The sequence below is a fragment of the Bacillus sp. FSL H8-0492 genome, from assembly GCF_038006145.1.
Classification (GTDB): Bacteria; Bacillota; Bacilli; order Bacillales; family Bacillaceae_G; genus Bacillus_A; species Bacillus_A mycoides.
The window spans coordinates 2,765,984-2,780,698 of the sequence record NZ_JBBOUP010000001.1; the positions used below are offsets into that span (position 1 = coordinate 2,765,984).

At 31.8% G+C, this 14,715-nt stretch carries 16 protein-coding genes; 2 read left to right on the forward strand and 14 right to left on the reverse strand.

The window, feature by feature from the left end; translation table 11 throughout:
- Positions 1–44 precede the first annotated feature (44 nt).
- The 5 genes from MHH66_RS14220 to MHH66_RS14240 all read right to left on the reverse strand — a co-directional run bounded on the left by MHH66_RS14220 (position 45) and on the right by MHH66_RS14240 (position 5,577).
- Positions 45–1,031 carry a sensor histidine kinase gene (locus MHH66_RS14220; protein WP_063219374.1) on the reverse strand — a complete coding sequence of 329 codons (987 nt, stop codon included), beginning with the start codon at positions 1,029–1,031 and terminating at the stop codon, positions 45–47.
- A complete protein-coding gene (locus MHH66_RS14225; RefSeq protein ID WP_002085517.1) occupies positions 1,031–1,735 on the reverse strand; it encodes a response regulator transcription factor in 705 nt (234 codons plus the stop codon). Before MHH66_RS14225 ends, MHH66_RS14220 begins: the two co-directional genes overlap by 1 nt.
- Before the next feature lie 490 nt (positions 1,736–2,225).
- Complete coding sequence (locus MHH66_RS14230) at positions 2,226–2,885, reverse strand: CatB-related O-acetyltransferase (protein WP_063219373.1); 660 nt, start codon at positions 2,883–2,885, stop codon at positions 2,226–2,228.
- A 713-nt stretch (positions 2,886–3,598) separates the two neighbouring features.
- On the reverse strand, positions 3,599–3,748 hold the full coding sequence (locus MHH66_RS14235) for a hypothetical protein (protein WP_002069316.1): 150 nt from the start codon (positions 3,746–3,748) through the stop codon (positions 3,599–3,601).
- A gap of 359 nt (positions 3,749–4,107) precedes the next feature.
- Entirely contained in the window at positions 4,108–5,577 is a 1,470-nt protein-coding gene (locus MHH66_RS14240) for an aminoacyl-histidine dipeptidase (RefSeq protein WP_016126945.1), read from the reverse strand.
- A 245-nt stretch (positions 5,578–5,822) separates the two neighbouring features.
- On the opposite strand from MHH66_RS14240, the gene MHH66_RS14245 reads away from it, so the two are divergent.
- Positions 5,823–6,212 (forward strand): YxeA family protein, encoded by a 390-nt coding sequence (locus MHH66_RS14245; protein WP_078185888.1) that lies wholly within the window; start codon positions 5,823–5,825, stop codon positions 6,210–6,212.
- 20 nt (positions 6,213–6,232) lie between these two features.
- Here the strand turns inward: MHH66_RS14245 and spoIISB are convergent, their stop codons facing one another.
- The 5 genes from spoIISB to MHH66_RS14270 form a co-directional block, all read right to left on the reverse strand.
- On the reverse strand, positions 6,233–6,409 hold the full coding sequence (gene spoIISB, locus MHH66_RS14250) for a stage II sporulation protein SB (protein ID WP_003189253.1): 177 nt from the start codon (positions 6,407–6,409) through the stop codon (positions 6,233–6,235).
- A gap of 75 nt (positions 6,410–6,484) precedes the next feature.
- Positions 6,485–6,610: a hypothetical protein gene (locus MHH66_RS14255; protein ID WP_000588712.1), complete on the reverse strand. Its 126-nt coding sequence runs from the start codon at positions 6,608–6,610 to the stop codon at positions 6,485–6,487.
- A 112-nt stretch (positions 6,611–6,722) separates the two neighbouring features.
- Positions 6,723–7,463, reverse strand: coding sequence for a type II toxin-antitoxin system SpoIISA family toxin (locus MHH66_RS14260; protein ID WP_002017051.1), 741 nt, complete (start codon positions 7,461–7,463; stop codon positions 6,723–6,725).
- Positions 7,464–7,801: 338 nt separating this feature from the next.
- The gene (gene gpmA, locus MHH66_RS14265; protein WP_063219370.1) at positions 7,802–8,539 is read right to left on the reverse strand and encodes a 2,3-diphosphoglycerate-dependent phosphoglycerate mutase; all 738 of its coding nucleotides are present in this window, start codon (positions 8,537–8,539) and stop codon (positions 7,802–7,804) included.
- Positions 8,540–8,692: 153 nt separating this feature from the next.
- Positions 8,693–9,169 carry a MarR family winged helix-turn-helix transcriptional regulator gene (locus tag MHH66_RS14270; protein WP_002017049.1) on the reverse strand — a complete coding sequence of 159 codons (477 nt, stop codon included), beginning with the start codon at positions 9,167–9,169 and terminating at the stop codon, positions 8,693–8,695.
- 273 nt (positions 9,170–9,442) lie between these two features.
- Here MHH66_RS14270 and MHH66_RS14275 point away from each other — a divergent pair, with 273 nt between their 5' ends.
- Entirely contained in the window at positions 9,443–10,075 is a 633-nt protein-coding gene (locus MHH66_RS14275) for a type 1 glutamine amidotransferase family protein (protein ID WP_002017047.1), read from the forward strand.
- 176 nt (positions 10,076–10,251) lie between these two features.
- On the opposite strand, the gene MHH66_RS14280 is transcribed toward MHH66_RS14275, so the two are convergent.
- From MHH66_RS14280 to MHH66_RS14295, 4 genes are all read right to left on the reverse strand, one after another.
- Positions 10,252–10,665 (reverse strand): VOC family protein, encoded by a 414-nt coding sequence (locus tag MHH66_RS14280; protein ID WP_002012925.1) that lies wholly within the window; start codon positions 10,663–10,665, stop codon positions 10,252–10,254.
- Between the two features lie 118 nt (positions 10,666–10,783).
- Entirely contained in the window at positions 10,784–11,494 is a 711-nt protein-coding gene (locus MHH66_RS14285; protein ID WP_078185889.1) for a class I SAM-dependent methyltransferase, read from the reverse strand.
- A 106-nt stretch (positions 11,495–11,600) separates the two neighbouring features.
- The gene (locus MHH66_RS14290) at positions 11,601–12,362 is read right to left on the reverse strand and encodes an ABC transporter ATP-binding protein (protein ID WP_016120207.1); all 762 of its coding nucleotides are present in this window, start codon (positions 12,360–12,362) and stop codon (positions 11,601–11,603) included.
- Between the two features lie 12 nt (positions 12,363–12,374).
- Positions 12,375–14,714, reverse strand: a complete 2,340-nt coding sequence (locus MHH66_RS14295) for an ABC transporter permease (protein WP_063219368.1) — start codon at positions 14,712–14,714, stop codon at positions 12,375–12,377.
- Position 14,715 lies beyond the last annotated feature (1 nt).

The window sequence follows — 14,715 nt, forward strand, 5'->3', positions numbered from 1 at the left end:
AAGATTCAAAAGAAAAAACCGATGAAAAGTTTACCTTTCATCGGTTAACGAGATGCATACGGGAATATTATTCTAACTATTGTTCCCTTATCTACCTCAGATTCTAGCTCAATCTTATGATTTAATTTTCCACATACTTCTTTAACAAGATATAATCCCATGCCAGTAGACTCTTTAAATTTTCTACCGTTTTCTCCAGTATAAAATGGATGGAAAACACGTGGTAAATCCGCAGTAGGGATACCCACTCCATAATCTCTTACTTCCAAAATAATTGCTCGTCCTTTGGAATACGCCGATACTATTACTTTCTCTTTCTTACTTGATGAATATTTAATTGCATTTGACAGCACTTGATTGAGTATAAATCGAAACCACTTCTTATCTGTTTCTACAATAAGACTCGGATCTACTTTTACCTGTGGATACACATAACTACGTATAAACAGACGTTTATTTTCATGAATAACAGAATCAATCATTCCCAATAATTGCAATCTGTCTACATGAAAATCTTGTTCAAATGTTTCTAAACGAGCAACATATAAGACCATTTCTAATCCTTTTTTTATTCTTTCCGTTTCTTCATTAATACTGTCAAATCGAGAGTCATCTGCATCTTGTGTAATTAACTCAATAACAGAAAGAGGTGTTTTCATTTGATGAACCCACTGATTCATAAAGGTCATTTGTTCTTGTTGTTTTCGTTCCCATTTTTTTAATTGGTTTTGATAATATTGATATTGAGTTTGTAGTAATTTATCTAAGGCCATTGATAATGGCGTCAAATCACTATCTTTTATTGACTCATTTAACGTTTCCATTGGTGTTGATAGACGCTTGTAGAATGAACGATGACTATAATAACGATATATTAGATAACCCATTAATAAAAAAACACCCAAAAATACAGAATATACTGCTGTCAAAATATGTGGATAACCATCAAACCAATATATAAAAAGAATGATAAGCAATTGGGCAAATGTATAACAAATGAGTGGAATATGTTCTTGTAAAAATAATTTCATTATTCCTTTCCTTCCTTCTCCCAAGTAGCATGCAAACGATATCCAGCACCACGAACTGTCTCCAGTGCATTTTCAATACCTAAATCTTGCAACTTCCTTCTAATTCTCCCTATATTTACACTCAATGTATTCTCGTCTATATATGAACTATCCCATAGTTGTTCCAAAATCACTTCACGTTTTACAAGAAGTGGAGACTTTGTTATCAATATTTCCAATAAAGTTGTTTCTTTTTTAGTAAGTATAATTGTCTTATCTTCTAGTTGAAGTTCCATTCTTTCTGGGAACAGGAATAGTCCTGATTGCTCAACTATTCGTTCTTTTACTTTAGGAGCATATTCACCGTATGCTCTTCTGAGTTGACTACGGATTTTAGACATTACAACTTCATAATAAAAAGGTTTCGTAATATAGTCATCACCACCATTTTCTAAAGCCATAACTTGATCCATCTCTCCACTCCTTGCAGATAGAAATACAATTGGACAAGTAGAAATAGCTCGTATTTGGCGACACCAATAATAACCGTCAAAATTGGGTAAATTTACATCTAATAGCACTAAATCTGGTTTAATCTTTTGAAATGTATCTAAAACATTTTCAAAATCCTCTATCATAACACTTTGGTATCCATATTTTTCAATATGCGTTCCCAGTAATTCAGCGATTTTTATATCATCTTCTACAATCATGATTGTATTCATATCTTTCTCTCCTCTAATGGCAGTGTGATTTTTAAAGTTCGTTTGGCTTTTTATATTTAATTTATTTAATAGAGTTGATATATTACATGCATCCTTAAATGCAATTAATATAAAACAAAGCATATATTTGTTGTTTTTTTCAAAAAATTTTAATACTTAGTGCGTTGATATAAGAAACCATAACACAATATTTTAATGACTTTTATCTTCGTGACTTTGGAATAATGTTTAATTTAACATAACTTGCTACTTCATTTCAATTTCACAAAAAATATATTGTAAGTGCTATATTAATCAGATATTAAAATTGCCAACTATTTTATACAGACTTTACTACTAGCGTTAGTTTATTGGATATTAAGAATTTCAATTATTAAATCCAACTATTTGCTAGACTCATACCAAATATGAATTCTTCTTCATCTAAACTATTAGTTTTTTTGTAGTAAAAAAACTACATCCCATATAGAATGTAGTTTTTCTAGCTGATTTATTTATTTTTCACTTCATTTTTATAAAAAGTAAATAATGGTTCAATGGCTGGACTAGATAAAAGAGGAATTGCCTTCTCAATCAATTCTCTATCCCAATCAAACCAACGCATTTCCATTAGCATATTAATTTCTGTATCAGTGAACCGTTTTTTTATTTCCTTAGCAGGATTACCGCCCACTATTGTATATGGCGGAACATCTTTACATACGACAGATCCTGCCGCAACGATTGCACCTTCAGCGATTGTAACGCCAGGCATTATTGTAGCATTCATACCAATCCAGGCATCACTTTTAATGACTGTATCACCCTTTGGTTCATAAGATTGTCCGATTTGCTCAGCGAATGGATACACTGTAATCCATTCTGAGTGATGATTATGATTACCACCCATTAAAATGATAACGCCACTTGCAATACAAACATAATTTCCAATAATAAGTTTATCAAGATGCCAACCCATCTGTTCAATTGGATTGAAAAGTGCTTGGGACTTAGCATCGCCCCATAAATACCTTACACAACCATCTTCAAAATTTTGATTTCCATAATACCCTGAATAATAGGAGTACTCTCCTACTTCAATGAGTGGATTTGTTACTATATCTTTTAAATACTTTGTTTCAGACCAATGATTAAATAATGGATGCTTCATAACTATATTCCTCGCTTCTAAGTATTGTAGATTTTTGCAATTTACTTAGAAGCTTAATACGACAGCGACATTTTTAAACTTTTTCAAACGACGAATCATTATCTTCAAGCCTTTCAGTTATAATGAAAAATCATAACGTAATAAATTACACAAGTCAAATTAACCAAGTTATAATAAATCCGAGAATGCGGACAAGAAAACCATTTTATATTTTTTTTGAAACTCTTTATTTTTTTATTTAAATTACGGTACATGAAATTCACATGACACTTGTGTAGTAATACTTTCTCCTTATCAAGAGGATATAATATTACAGCAGAACTTTTACATAGGTGTAGCTTTTGAATAAAGTTTGATTAAATTAACTTAATAAACCTTGATAAAAGAGCGAATAGAAAAAAGTTTGATGATTTTGTGAACCTTACTCAATTAAAGCGCCCGACTGTGGTAGATACATTATCCTCAATTACTTCTTGGGGTAGCGTCAGGAAAATGCGGATTTACAACGCTAAGGAAATGTCACTTATTTAAAAAGCCGATTTCCATCTCAAGGAATCGACTTTTTAGTTATTCTTAATGAACTAACGCATACGTTAGTTCATTAAGTAAGAGGTTTGAAAAAATAGCCTGTATATATTTGAACGATGAATAACTTACCTATTTTCTTGTGTTAGTTTGCACTATATACAGAAAATCCAGAAAAACTTAACATATTATTTATCTGTTTGTTTTTGCTTCTTTTTCAAATACTCCGCACGCAATTTTTCAAGTTGCTGCTTTTTATCAAATTTGGCAGGCGTCTGTTTTTCATGAAACTTTGCCACAGCTGCCTGACCTTTGTAATCCAATTGATATTTCCCCACTTTGTTCACCTACTTTTCTTATCTTTAAAGAGAATCTATTCAACAAATATAATATACCTTATTTTACTTAAGTAAACCTTATTAGTCAAAGGAACTTAAAGTAAAAAGCTTGATAACAAGGGGGAAATCAAGCTAAAAAGTCGCTTTCCTTAGGTAAGGGAAAACGACTTTTTGTGTAGTCTTATTCAATTAAATGGCCCGATTGTTGAAGAAAAAGATACTCTGCAAAATAGATCTTTTTATCAAACTTTATTTTAAATCAACAATAGGTAAATTTCTTGGCCATTATTTTGCTTCACATAAAATTCTATACAAAAAAGCAACCTATAAATTTAGGCTGCTTTTTATTCCGTCTTTTATTACTTAGCTAATTCTTTCGTTCCCTGCATTACATCAACGAAAAATCCCCAGTTATTCACAACAGAAGAAATACTAATATGTTCATCTGGAGTGTGAACATTAAAGATATCTGGACCGAATGAAATAGCATCTAACTCAGGCATTTTTTGAACAAATACACTGCACTCAATTCCTGCATGTACTGCGAAGATTTCAGCATCTTTGCTGTATTTTTCTTGGTGCACTTTTTCGAATAAATTACGGATAGGCGAATTAGGATTATATGGCCACTCTGGATATTCAGACTCTTTTTCAAATGTTGCCCCTACTAATTCCGCAATATACTTAATTTCCTCTACAATATGTTGTTTTAAGCTACTTACAGAACTTCTCACTTCGCTTCGTAATTTAATCTCATCTTGCAGTGTTTGAATAACTCCTAAATTAGTTGAGCTTTCTACAAGACCTTTAATATCCATGCTCATACTTTGTATACCATTTGGAATTAAGAATAATGAAGAAATAAGCTGTTTTTGTGTTTCTTTAGAAAAGACTTTTCCCGCCTTTTCTTCTACTTTTGTAAGTGAAACATGAACATCCGGATCAACAGCACGTAGCTCTTCTTGTAACATACGTGTCCATGATTTTAGTTTTTCTTCTACTTGCTGTACATCTTCTGCACGTAATAAAATTGTAGCTACACTTTCACGCGGAATTGCATTTGTTTTTAAGCCGCCATGAACTTCACTCATATTAAACTGAATGTGAAGTGATAAATCACGTAAAACTCGTCCTAATACTTTATTCGCATTACCGCGTTGTTTATCAATTTCCAAACCAGAATGTCCACCTTTAAGTCCCCCAACATATAGTCGGTATGTGTCCATATCTACTGACGCTTCATCCCAAATCACTGAAATCGTTTCAACTGCTTTCGCACCACCTGCGCTACTCACTAGTAATTTATGATCTTCTTCAGAATCAATATTAATAAATATTTTTCCATCAAAATGATTTGAATCAACAGCGAATGCACCGCCCATTGTCGTTTCTTCTTCAGTTGTAATAACAACTTCTAAAGCTGGATGCGGGATGTCTGTTGAATCTAATAATGCTAATGCATATGCAACGGCAATACCATTATCAGCACCTAAAGTAGTTTCGTTTGCATATAACATATCTCCAATAATTCTTAATTCAATTGGATCTTTCTCAAAATCATGAACTGTCGCTTGGTTTTTTTCACACACCATATCAGAGTGCCCCTGAATGATAATAGCTGGAACATTCTCATAACCAGAAGTAGCTTCTTTTTTTATAATGACATTTAACGCTTCGTCTTGAATAACTTCTAAATTACGTTCCTTTGCGAAACTCACTAAGTAATCACTAATTTCTTTTTCATTACCTGATCCTCTAGGAATCTTTGAAATTTCTGCAAAATGATAAAATACAGGGTGCTTTGTTAATTGTTCTAAAGTAGAATACATTTTTAAGCTCCTCTCCAATTGACAAAATAATATGTACGTCCTTTATTATTATACCATGATTCATTATTTTACTTTTATTTTAAGATTTCAAAAATTCATTATAACCTATTCATTCCATCCTCATATTTTTTAATTTAGTGTAAATAAGCTATACTCTTACAAGATTGTAAGAGTGCTGTAATCAAAATCGATTTTTCTATTTAAAAAATAACCGCATACTTTAAATACATAATTTAAAGGAGAAAATGAAAAAATTTTTATCTGTTATTACACTAAGTTTATTATTTTGCAACTTAACTATCGGGTGCGAAAGAGCTTCTCTAAATAGAATCGGTAAGGATGTATATTACGTACAGATAAAAGGTGAAGGGTTTATTGAACAGATAGAAGTTAGAAACTTACGGAACTACACATTGCCGGCATATGATGAAGATCGAGTAAGAAAACAAATTACATTTAGAAGTAAAAAACAATCAAACGATCAAAAATTAAATGAAAAGGCATTTTTGTGCATTTATGTAGACCAAGAAAATAAAGATAAAAATGAAATATCATCGATTGAAGTAAAATCCTATGAAGAAATTCAAAAAGCGGATTTACCTTTAAAAGTAAAAGAAAAGTTTAATGCAAAATAAAAAAATACAGGAAAATGCTCTTATGCATTTTCCTGTATTTTTTTCACTCGAGCATATTTCGAACTATTACTATCCATAAGTTTTTCTAAACGATTTATATTTTCTGTTAATGCACCTTTCACAAGAGAGAAATCTGTATTTGATTCTTCTTTTTTAGTTTTAAAAAACGAAGATTTTTGAGCATTTACTTCTGCCATCTCTTCTCCCCCTTTTCAAAAAGATACAACCTTTTATTTATATTATATAGCAAATGCAGACAGAGTGTACACGTATCATTTTCTTTTTAATTCTTCTTCTAACTCTTCTACTTGCTGCAAAGTATCTCCTTTTATTAAAGAGAAATCTGTTGTATCTTCATTATCTTCTTTAAAAAAATCATTGTCATAATCTTTTATCACTACAATCACCTCTACGTGCTAGTGTAGGAATGATTGTCCAATTTTATACAAGCTTGTCTGAATTTGTTCTCCCTTTATGTATAGGTGAAAAGGACAGAAAAAGATTCTGTCCTTATTTACTAAAATAACTATGATGAATTGTTAAATTATATACATTTTCAAAATCTCGATCTTGAAGGTTATTTTTCTTCCCATCAATAACAATGAAAACATCACTAACTATTTTTGCTGGTATAATTCCGACATTTTCTACTTGCACCGCTTTCTGCTCATTCAATTGCTCGATGTGTTCTAATGGAACAATAATACTAAATTGAGAGCGGATACCACGAAAGTTTGTATTTAATTCCTTCACCGCTTCAAATACAACAATTTTCGCACCAATCTTTTCCCCATATGAATCTAAAAATGTGTTTAAGCTTTTTGTATATTCCTCTTCCGTATGCCATTCCATTGTCCCAAAGGCTGTTGGATTCACATTTTGAATAATTGTCGTATATATTTCTCCTCTTGCTTTTGAAGCAATTAATGACCTTTTAATTGATTGGACCGTCTTTCCAATATCGCTGAATTTTGCGCCCCATATTTCTGAAATATTTGGTGTCAAAATGAATGCAATATCAACGAAAATTACCATCGCAGTAAACATTAAAAGATTTTTCCAGAGGGTTAAATCTATTCCTTTTATCATGAAATAAACTGTGACTGATGTTATGAACAAACCGTACCACGTTTTTCGAATTCGTTGTTTCTTCTCCTCGTACAACTCTTCATTTCTCCAATAAAAGAAAACAAGAACAATAAAGACGATTGCTAAAATAAATAAGCCAATTCGAATGTTAGAGATCGTCAATCACATCACCCTCCATTCCAAAACTACTCACGATACCATTACATGCACAAACAGCTCTCTTTATGACAAAAGACGTGGACAACCTTCTAAAGTTAGCACCATCGCATATACATTAGAAGCAGGCCACGTCTTTTATCCCGCATTAACGGGCAGTAAGACCCCCCACCTCAAAATTCAGCGAAAGCAAAGACGTTAGGTGAGGGATCAACTGCCCATAAAAGCCCGATTGGTGAAGGCTAATAATCAGTGCGGGATGAACACCCTCCACTGATTAAAGTTTCACTTTATCATGAATCTACATTGTATATGTAGACAAGCATGTGTTTCAAATTTTCATGTTAAAAAGAAATATGTTTCGGAATTTCCCCTTCAGGTACTTCTCCATCCATACTTAAGTAATAATGACGAATCGGACGTAATTTTTCATCTAACTCATAAACAAGCGGAATGCTAGTTGGAATATTTAATGAAACCACACCATCACTTGAAAGATTGCCTAAGTATTTCACTAGCGAACGAATTGTATTACCGTGCGATGAAATAATTACTTTCTCACCACTTTTTAATGACGGTGCAATTTCTGAATGCCAATAATCAACTACTCTTTTCTCCGTATCCTCTAAACATTCAGTCAATGGGAATTCATCTTTTTTTAACGTTTTATATCTTGGATTGTTCGCCTCATATCGAGGATCATCTTCAGTAAGTGCAGGCGGTCTCACATCTATACTTCTTCTCCAAATATGAACTTGTTCATCTCCATATTTTTTTGCAGTTTCGTCTTTATTCAATCCTTGTAGTGCACCATAATGGCGTTCATTCAACTTCCATGAGTTATGTATAGGGACCCAAGTGAGATCCATTTCATGCAGTACAATCCATAATGTACGAATTGCTCGTTTTAGTACCGAGGTATACGCAACATCAAATGTATATCCATTCTTTTTTAATATTGTTCCTGCTTCTCTCGCTTCACTTAATCCATTCTTTGATAAATCCACATCTGTCCATCCTGTAAATCGATTTTCAAGATTCCACAAACTTTGTCCGTGACGAATGAGTACAAGTTTTATCATTATAATTCCCCTCTCGGAAATATGAATTTTAAAATTTCAATACGTACACATATAAAGTTTTTGGCAATGTGAATTTTTTATCCATAGTTGCCAAATATACAGATAAAAATTTATGATTTTTCAAACTACAAAACAAGATACTGTTTCTATCTTTTATTCTACTGGTATTTCACGCTTAGACGTCCATGCATCAAATCCTGAACGGCTATTTGCCATTTCATTCATAACTTGATGCCAATTTTCTTCACATGATTCGCCAAACTGTGAGAAAATAGCTCCCATTTGTTCTCTTTGAACATCGCTCAGTTTTTTCTCTAAGTCTGTTCCTTCTTCTGTTAAAGACAGCTGTTTCACACGACGATCATGTGCAGCTTCATTACTCTCAATAAGTCCTTTATCTAACAGTTGGCGCAACGGTCCGTGAAGAGCTTGTTTACTTATTTCTAAAAGTGATAGCAGCTCATTTACACTAAGCCCTGGAAAACGAGCGATAAAAAACAGAATTCTATGATGTACACGCTGTATACTATACTCTTTTATTATTTCATCTGGTTTTTCTGTAAAAGTTTTATATGCAAAGTAAAATAATGCTAATGCCTCATTCATTTGCTCTTCTTTATGTTGTGTCATCTACTTTCCCCCTGTATGTAAATTATACCACAACTCAATTATGAATAATTAAATTGGTATATTGAGCCTAATTTCTTCATTCTAAAACCAACAAATTTCAACTATTATATTTTTGAAGGTTGTTTAATTCGTAAACCATACCTTCAAATAAAGTATCCAAATTATTTTTTAAAGAATTCTTAAGGAAATAGGTTAAATTCAAATGATAAATATTGTAAAATTTATTTATTAATATTTTTTTGAAAAACTCAATTGTGATTGGAGTGTTATTGTATGCAAACAAAAAAAGTTTATCTTTATGTATTTAATACGATGTCAGACTGGGAATATGGACATTTAATTGCAGAACTAAACTCAGGAAGATATTTCAAAAAAGAGTTAGCCCCTTTAAAGGTAGTTACAGTAGGAGCTAATAATGAAATTATTACTACGATGGGAGGACTGAGCATAAAGCCAGATATTTCCCTGGATGAATGTACTCTTGAGAGTAACGATCTTTTAGTTTTACCTGGAGGGACTACTTGGGGGGAAAGCATTCATCACCCTATCTTAAAAAAAATTGGTGAAGCGTTAAAACTCGGCACTATTGTTGCTGCCATTTGTGGTGCAACTGAGGGGTTAGCGAATTTTGGATACCTAGATTCTAGAAAACATACAAGCAATGATTTAGAATATATTAAAATGGTTTGTCCTAATTATAAAGGAGAACAACTTTATAAGATGGAACCTGCAGTATGTGATGAAAATTTGATTACTGCATCAGGAGTAGCTCCTCTGGAATTTGCAATGGAAGTATTGAAAAAAATTGATGTATTTGCACCAGATACGTTACATTCATGGTATAACCTAAATAAAACTTATAAGCCTGAATACTTCTTCCAGTTAATGAATTCAATTACTAGATAAGCTGAAAAATTAAATTAGCAGTTTTATATTATATAAAAAACTTAAAAAGCACCCCTAAAGTCGTTATAAATACAACCGATGACGGTTGTAAAACAAAAAATAAAAGGGATGATACATATTTATCTTGTATCATCCCTTTTATTTTTTATAACATTAATATCACCATATTATTTTAATTATTCATCTCCAGCAAGAGTTAACTGCCAAGACACACCATACTTATCATTTAACCAGCCAAACTTTTTACTAAACGGATATGAACCTAAAGGCATAAGAACTTTTCCATCTTGTGCTAGTTTATTAAAAACGGTTTCGATTTCCTCTTCCGTATCACAAGTTACATAAAGAGACATAGCTGGAGTGAATGTAAAATCATGCTTTACATAACTATCAATACACATGAACTCTTGTCCATTTAGCGTAAAAGTTGCATGAATTACAGTTCCCTCTTTACCTGGTCCATTCTCATCATAACGAGAGATACTTACAATTTCTGATTGATTAAATAGCGATGTGTAAAAATTCATCGCTTCCTCAGCTTTGCCCTCAAACATTAAAAACGTAGTGATTTTTTGATTTGTGTTACCCATTTAGAGACATCCCCTTGTTATGTATTTATGCAAAACATACATCGGACAATGAAACCGAACATACATTCTTATAAGTGTATTGTCTATAAAAACGATGAGTTTGTCAATTATCTATGTTTTATTTCTTCTTAAATAATGCTGTCCAAAGAAATGATTCTCCAAACATATTATTTGGTTGTTCAATTTGCTTCATTTTTCTAATTTCAATTACTTCAAATTCTTTAAATATCTCTCTTAACTTTTCTTCTGAATATGCAAGACCACCTTGCAAACTCCATCCTCTATACACATCCCAGTCCGTTATTTCCGATCCATTTCGCTCATTCAAATCACCTGCTGCAAAACATGTTAATCCGAAATAACCACCCGATTTTAATGAGTTTTTAACTAAATCAACATAATTCATTCTTCTATGTGGTGGAATGTGATGCAAGCAACCGGAATCATATACAAAATCATATTCATCTTGAAAATCCAAATTAAAAATCGATTCACAAACAAATTGTATTTCTATCCCGTTTTCTAACGCCCTCTCTTTGGCCCAATTAATTCCTTCTATAGACAAATCTACGGCTGTTACATCAAACCCTTGTTTCGCTAAATAAATTGCATTTCTTCCTGAACCACATCCAAGCTCTAACACTTTCTCTTTTGAAATCCATTCTGTTTGTATATATGAAACTAAATTCTCATCTGGAACATTTGCAAAAAAAGGAACATCCTTTTCTCTATTCGTGTAAAATTCATTCCAAAATGGTACTGCGGGTCTTAATAATGAATCAAGCATTTTTAATATATCTTCTTGAGTGTGTAACGTTTCACTTTTCATTTATACTCCTCCATAATTAATAGTCAGAAAATTATTATATCTCTTTTTGAACTTTCAAACAAAGAAAAAACTCCTATATTCAATAGGAGTCAAAAATATTATCTCTTTAAAATCCAAGTACAGTTAACCATTTTAACAACTGCTCTTCTCGCACCTTCAAATCATCGTTTCTATACTTACCCATCTGTATTTCGCTAACAATTTCTCCGTCCACCATAAAAAGAACTCTTTCTGTTTTAGCTGCTACCTTTACGTCATGAGTAACTAGCAAAATTGTAGTTCCCATACGGTTTATATTTGCTAAAATATCCATTACCTCTTCTGTCGCTTTTAAATTCAAAGCACCCGTTGGTTCATCAGCAAAAATAATATTAGGTTTATTTATGAGTGCTCTACAAATAGATACCCTTTGTAATTCTCCTCCTGATGCTTCAGTTATATTATTAGTTGCAATTTGACTAATCCCCATTTTTTTCATCAATTCAAGTGCACGTTTATTTATTATTTTCCTGCTCTCAAATTTTGCTAAATACGCAGGTAAAACTATATTATCAAAAAGATTCAAATTTCTAAGAAGATTGCTCTGTTGAAAAATAAATCCCATTTCGCTGAGTCGTAATTTTGCTAACACCTCTTCTTTCATACATGTTATTTCTTTACTATCAACTTTCACACTTCCTGATGACATTTGATCCATTCCGCTAATATTATATAGTAACGTCGATTTCCCTGAACCAGAAGGTCCCATGACCGATATAAACTCTCCCTCATAAATCTCTAAATTTATATTTTTTAACATATGGTAAGTTTTATTTCCATCCATTGCGTATTTTTTATTTAATTGTTTTACTTCTAAAATTTTTTTCAAATTACACACCTCCTACTCCCCATTTAGCTTTAAATCATTTGTTTGTTTCACTGTAAAACTACTGAAAAGTGTTGCTACGGTCACAGATATAAATAAAATAGCTGGACATATTACATAAGAAATGATCGGATTAACAACAAACTTTATGTGAGCTGCTCCCATAAATGAACCTAACCAGCTTATTAGTGTTTCTCCAAACGTAGCAGCTATAAATGTCCCTGTTAAAATACCTACTAATACTATAGCAATAGAACGAGTAACATATTGTATACGAATATCTTTGTAGGAAAAGCCGATACTTTTCATAATTAATATTTGCAAAGAATCTTTTACCAATAACATTTTAAAAAACATCGCAGTTATTAAAACCGATATCAATATAGCAATCAAAATTGCCACTTGTGTCACGAGTCTTAATTGTTTAATTGTTTCTCCTAAAGTTTGAGATAAATAATTATCCGTATCTGTTATTTTTGCAGAATTAAAATTTTGTTTATACTCCTTCACTTTTTCTTGTAGATTCACTTTGGGTTTCATATCTACATTTACTACGTACCATAATATATTTTCTTTATTATAAGAAAAACTCGCTTTAGCTGTTTTTCCTCCATTCGTTACATCTTGATATATACCACTAATAGTTAGCATTTTCTCTTTTCCTTCTACAAATAAAACGATTTCATCCCCTATATTCTTTTTTAATTCATTTGCGTTCATATAAGAGAGAGCGATCTCATTTTCATTTTTTGGTGCCATACCTTTAACATATTCTATTGGAAATTGGGCGAAATCTCCCACTTCTACATTTAAGTTTTCATGTGTACCATCAGCTTTCACCATTTTAAATGTACTCGTTACAAATGCTGCATATTTTTCTACCTCTTCATCGTTTCCGACATACGATATAACGTCATTAAACCGTTTTTCTATATTTTCAGATTGCTGTAAATCTATTCGTATATCACTCTTTCCTGTTCCCATATAATTAACAAATTGCGGTGACTGAATCGTGTACAAAAAGTTAACTGGTACAACAATCATGAACACTGCAATAATTAAAACGATACTTAATACTCGATATAACTTAAATCGTTTCACTACATCTTGTATACCAATAAATATATTTACATTTGTAATTTTAGTTTGATAGAGAGAACAAAATCTTCTAATCTTTCTTTTTCCTAGTTTATCTCTTGATCGTAAAGCGTCTATTGCTGTAATTCTCCTGAAATTCCGCAAAATGATGCGGCAAAAAAGGATAACGGCTAGAAATAACAATGTTGTGACTATCAATGGCACAACATAATATAAAATACTTTTATTAGCTGTCCCCATATAAAGTGCGATGTTAGAGGTAAATATTTTTGTAACAAATAACGAAAGGATATATCCACATATACATCCGATAGCGGAAATAACAACATATTTTGTTACATATAGTTTTTGAATATCTTTACTTTGAATGCCGATAGCTTTCATAACACCAATTTCCTGATAATCTTCTTCCATTGAAGTCATAATCGTAAATCTAATACATAAAATCGCGATTAGCATTAATAATGCACTTATAATGATCAGCACTGCAGCTATTATTCCATCTGTTAATGAATTGAGTGTTTTAAAGAGTGAATACGTAATAGAGGGACCTTTTTGAGGTAAGTTTGATGACTGGTATAAAGTTTCAAATTCATTTATTTTATTTAAATCTGTTAGCTGGAATTCAATAAGATATTCACTTTCTCCAAAATTCCCCTTTATTCTTTCGAAGTCTTCATCGCTTATTACAAATCGTTTTGAACTAACAAGTGATGGGTTCATTTGAACATCACGAACAAATGCCGAAATAGTAAATTCTAGCTCATTATTATTTTTCACAACCCATATTTTATCTCCAATACGCAAATTATATTTTTGCATATAATAAATTGGTACACCTATTTCCCCTTTCCTAACATCGATCAATTCACTATTTAAATCTAATAAAAAGTCAAAAATAGTATTTTGCTTAACGAAGCTAATGTCCATTACACTATTATGCTCCGCTTGATTTTTCTTCTTTATAAAAATGTTAGATCCGCCTATTTGAACCATCTCTGCTGTTTGTTGTTTTTTTACAAAAGGAGTTTGCGCTACAAATGAATCAATTGACTTTTGGTTTATTTCTCCGGCATGCATTTGTACGAAGTGCGGTGCGTTTGATACTTTAAACAATTGATCCGTTGAGTTCAATAGATTTATAACGTTACTTGAAGCACTTGCGATTAAAAGACTTGATAACACGATAAACATAAATAGAATGGTATTTATCATTTTATTTTGAGAGAAATCTCTTTTTAACATTCTCCTAATCATA

Bases quoted from the DNA above. Each gene is read 5' to 3' on its own strand.
- MHH66_RS14270 (WP_002017049.1), bottom strand. From the start codon at position 9,169: ATGACACAACATAAAGAAGAGCAAATGAATGAGGCATTAGCATTATTT.
- MHH66_RS14240 (WP_016126945.1), bottom strand. From the start codon at position 5,577: ATGTATTCTACTTTAGAACAATTAACAAAGCACCCTGTATTTTATCAT.
- MHH66_RS14295 (WP_063219368.1), bottom strand. From the start codon at position 14,714: ATGATTAGGAGAATGTTAAAAAGAGATTTCTCTCAAAATAAAATGATA.
- MHH66_RS14220 (WP_063219374.1), bottom strand. From the start codon at position 1,031: ATGAAATTATTTTTACAAGAACATATTCCACTCATTTGTTATACATTT.
- spoIISB (WP_003189253.1), bottom strand. From the start codon at position 6,409: ATGGCAGAAGTAAATGCTCAAAAATCTTCGTTTTTTAAAACTAAAAAA.
- MHH66_RS14285 (WP_078185889.1), bottom strand. From the start codon at position 11,494: ATGAAAAGTGAAACGTTACACACTCAAGAAGATATATTAAAAATGCTT.
- MHH66_RS14230 (WP_063219373.1), bottom strand. From the start codon at position 2,885: ATGAAGCATCCATTATTTAATCATTGGTCTGAAACAAAGTATTTAAAA.
- MHH66_RS14225 (WP_002085517.1), bottom strand. From the start codon at position 1,735: ATGAATACAATCATGATTGTAGAAGATGATATAAAAATCGCTGAATTA.
- MHH66_RS14280 (WP_002012925.1), bottom strand. From the start codon at position 10,665: ATGGGTAACACAAATCAAAAAATCACTACGTTTTTAATGTTTGAGGGC.
- MHH66_RS14275 (WP_002017047.1), top strand. From the start codon at position 9,443: ATGCAAACAAAAAAAGTTTATCTTTATGTATTTAATACGATGTCAGAC.
- MHH66_RS14245 (WP_078185888.1), top strand. From the start codon at position 5,823: ATGAAAAAATTTTTATCTGTTATTACACTAAGTTTATTATTTTGCAAC.
- gpmA (WP_063219370.1), bottom strand. From the start codon at position 8,539: ATGATAAAACTTGTACTCATTCGTCACGGACAAAGTTTGTGGAATCTT.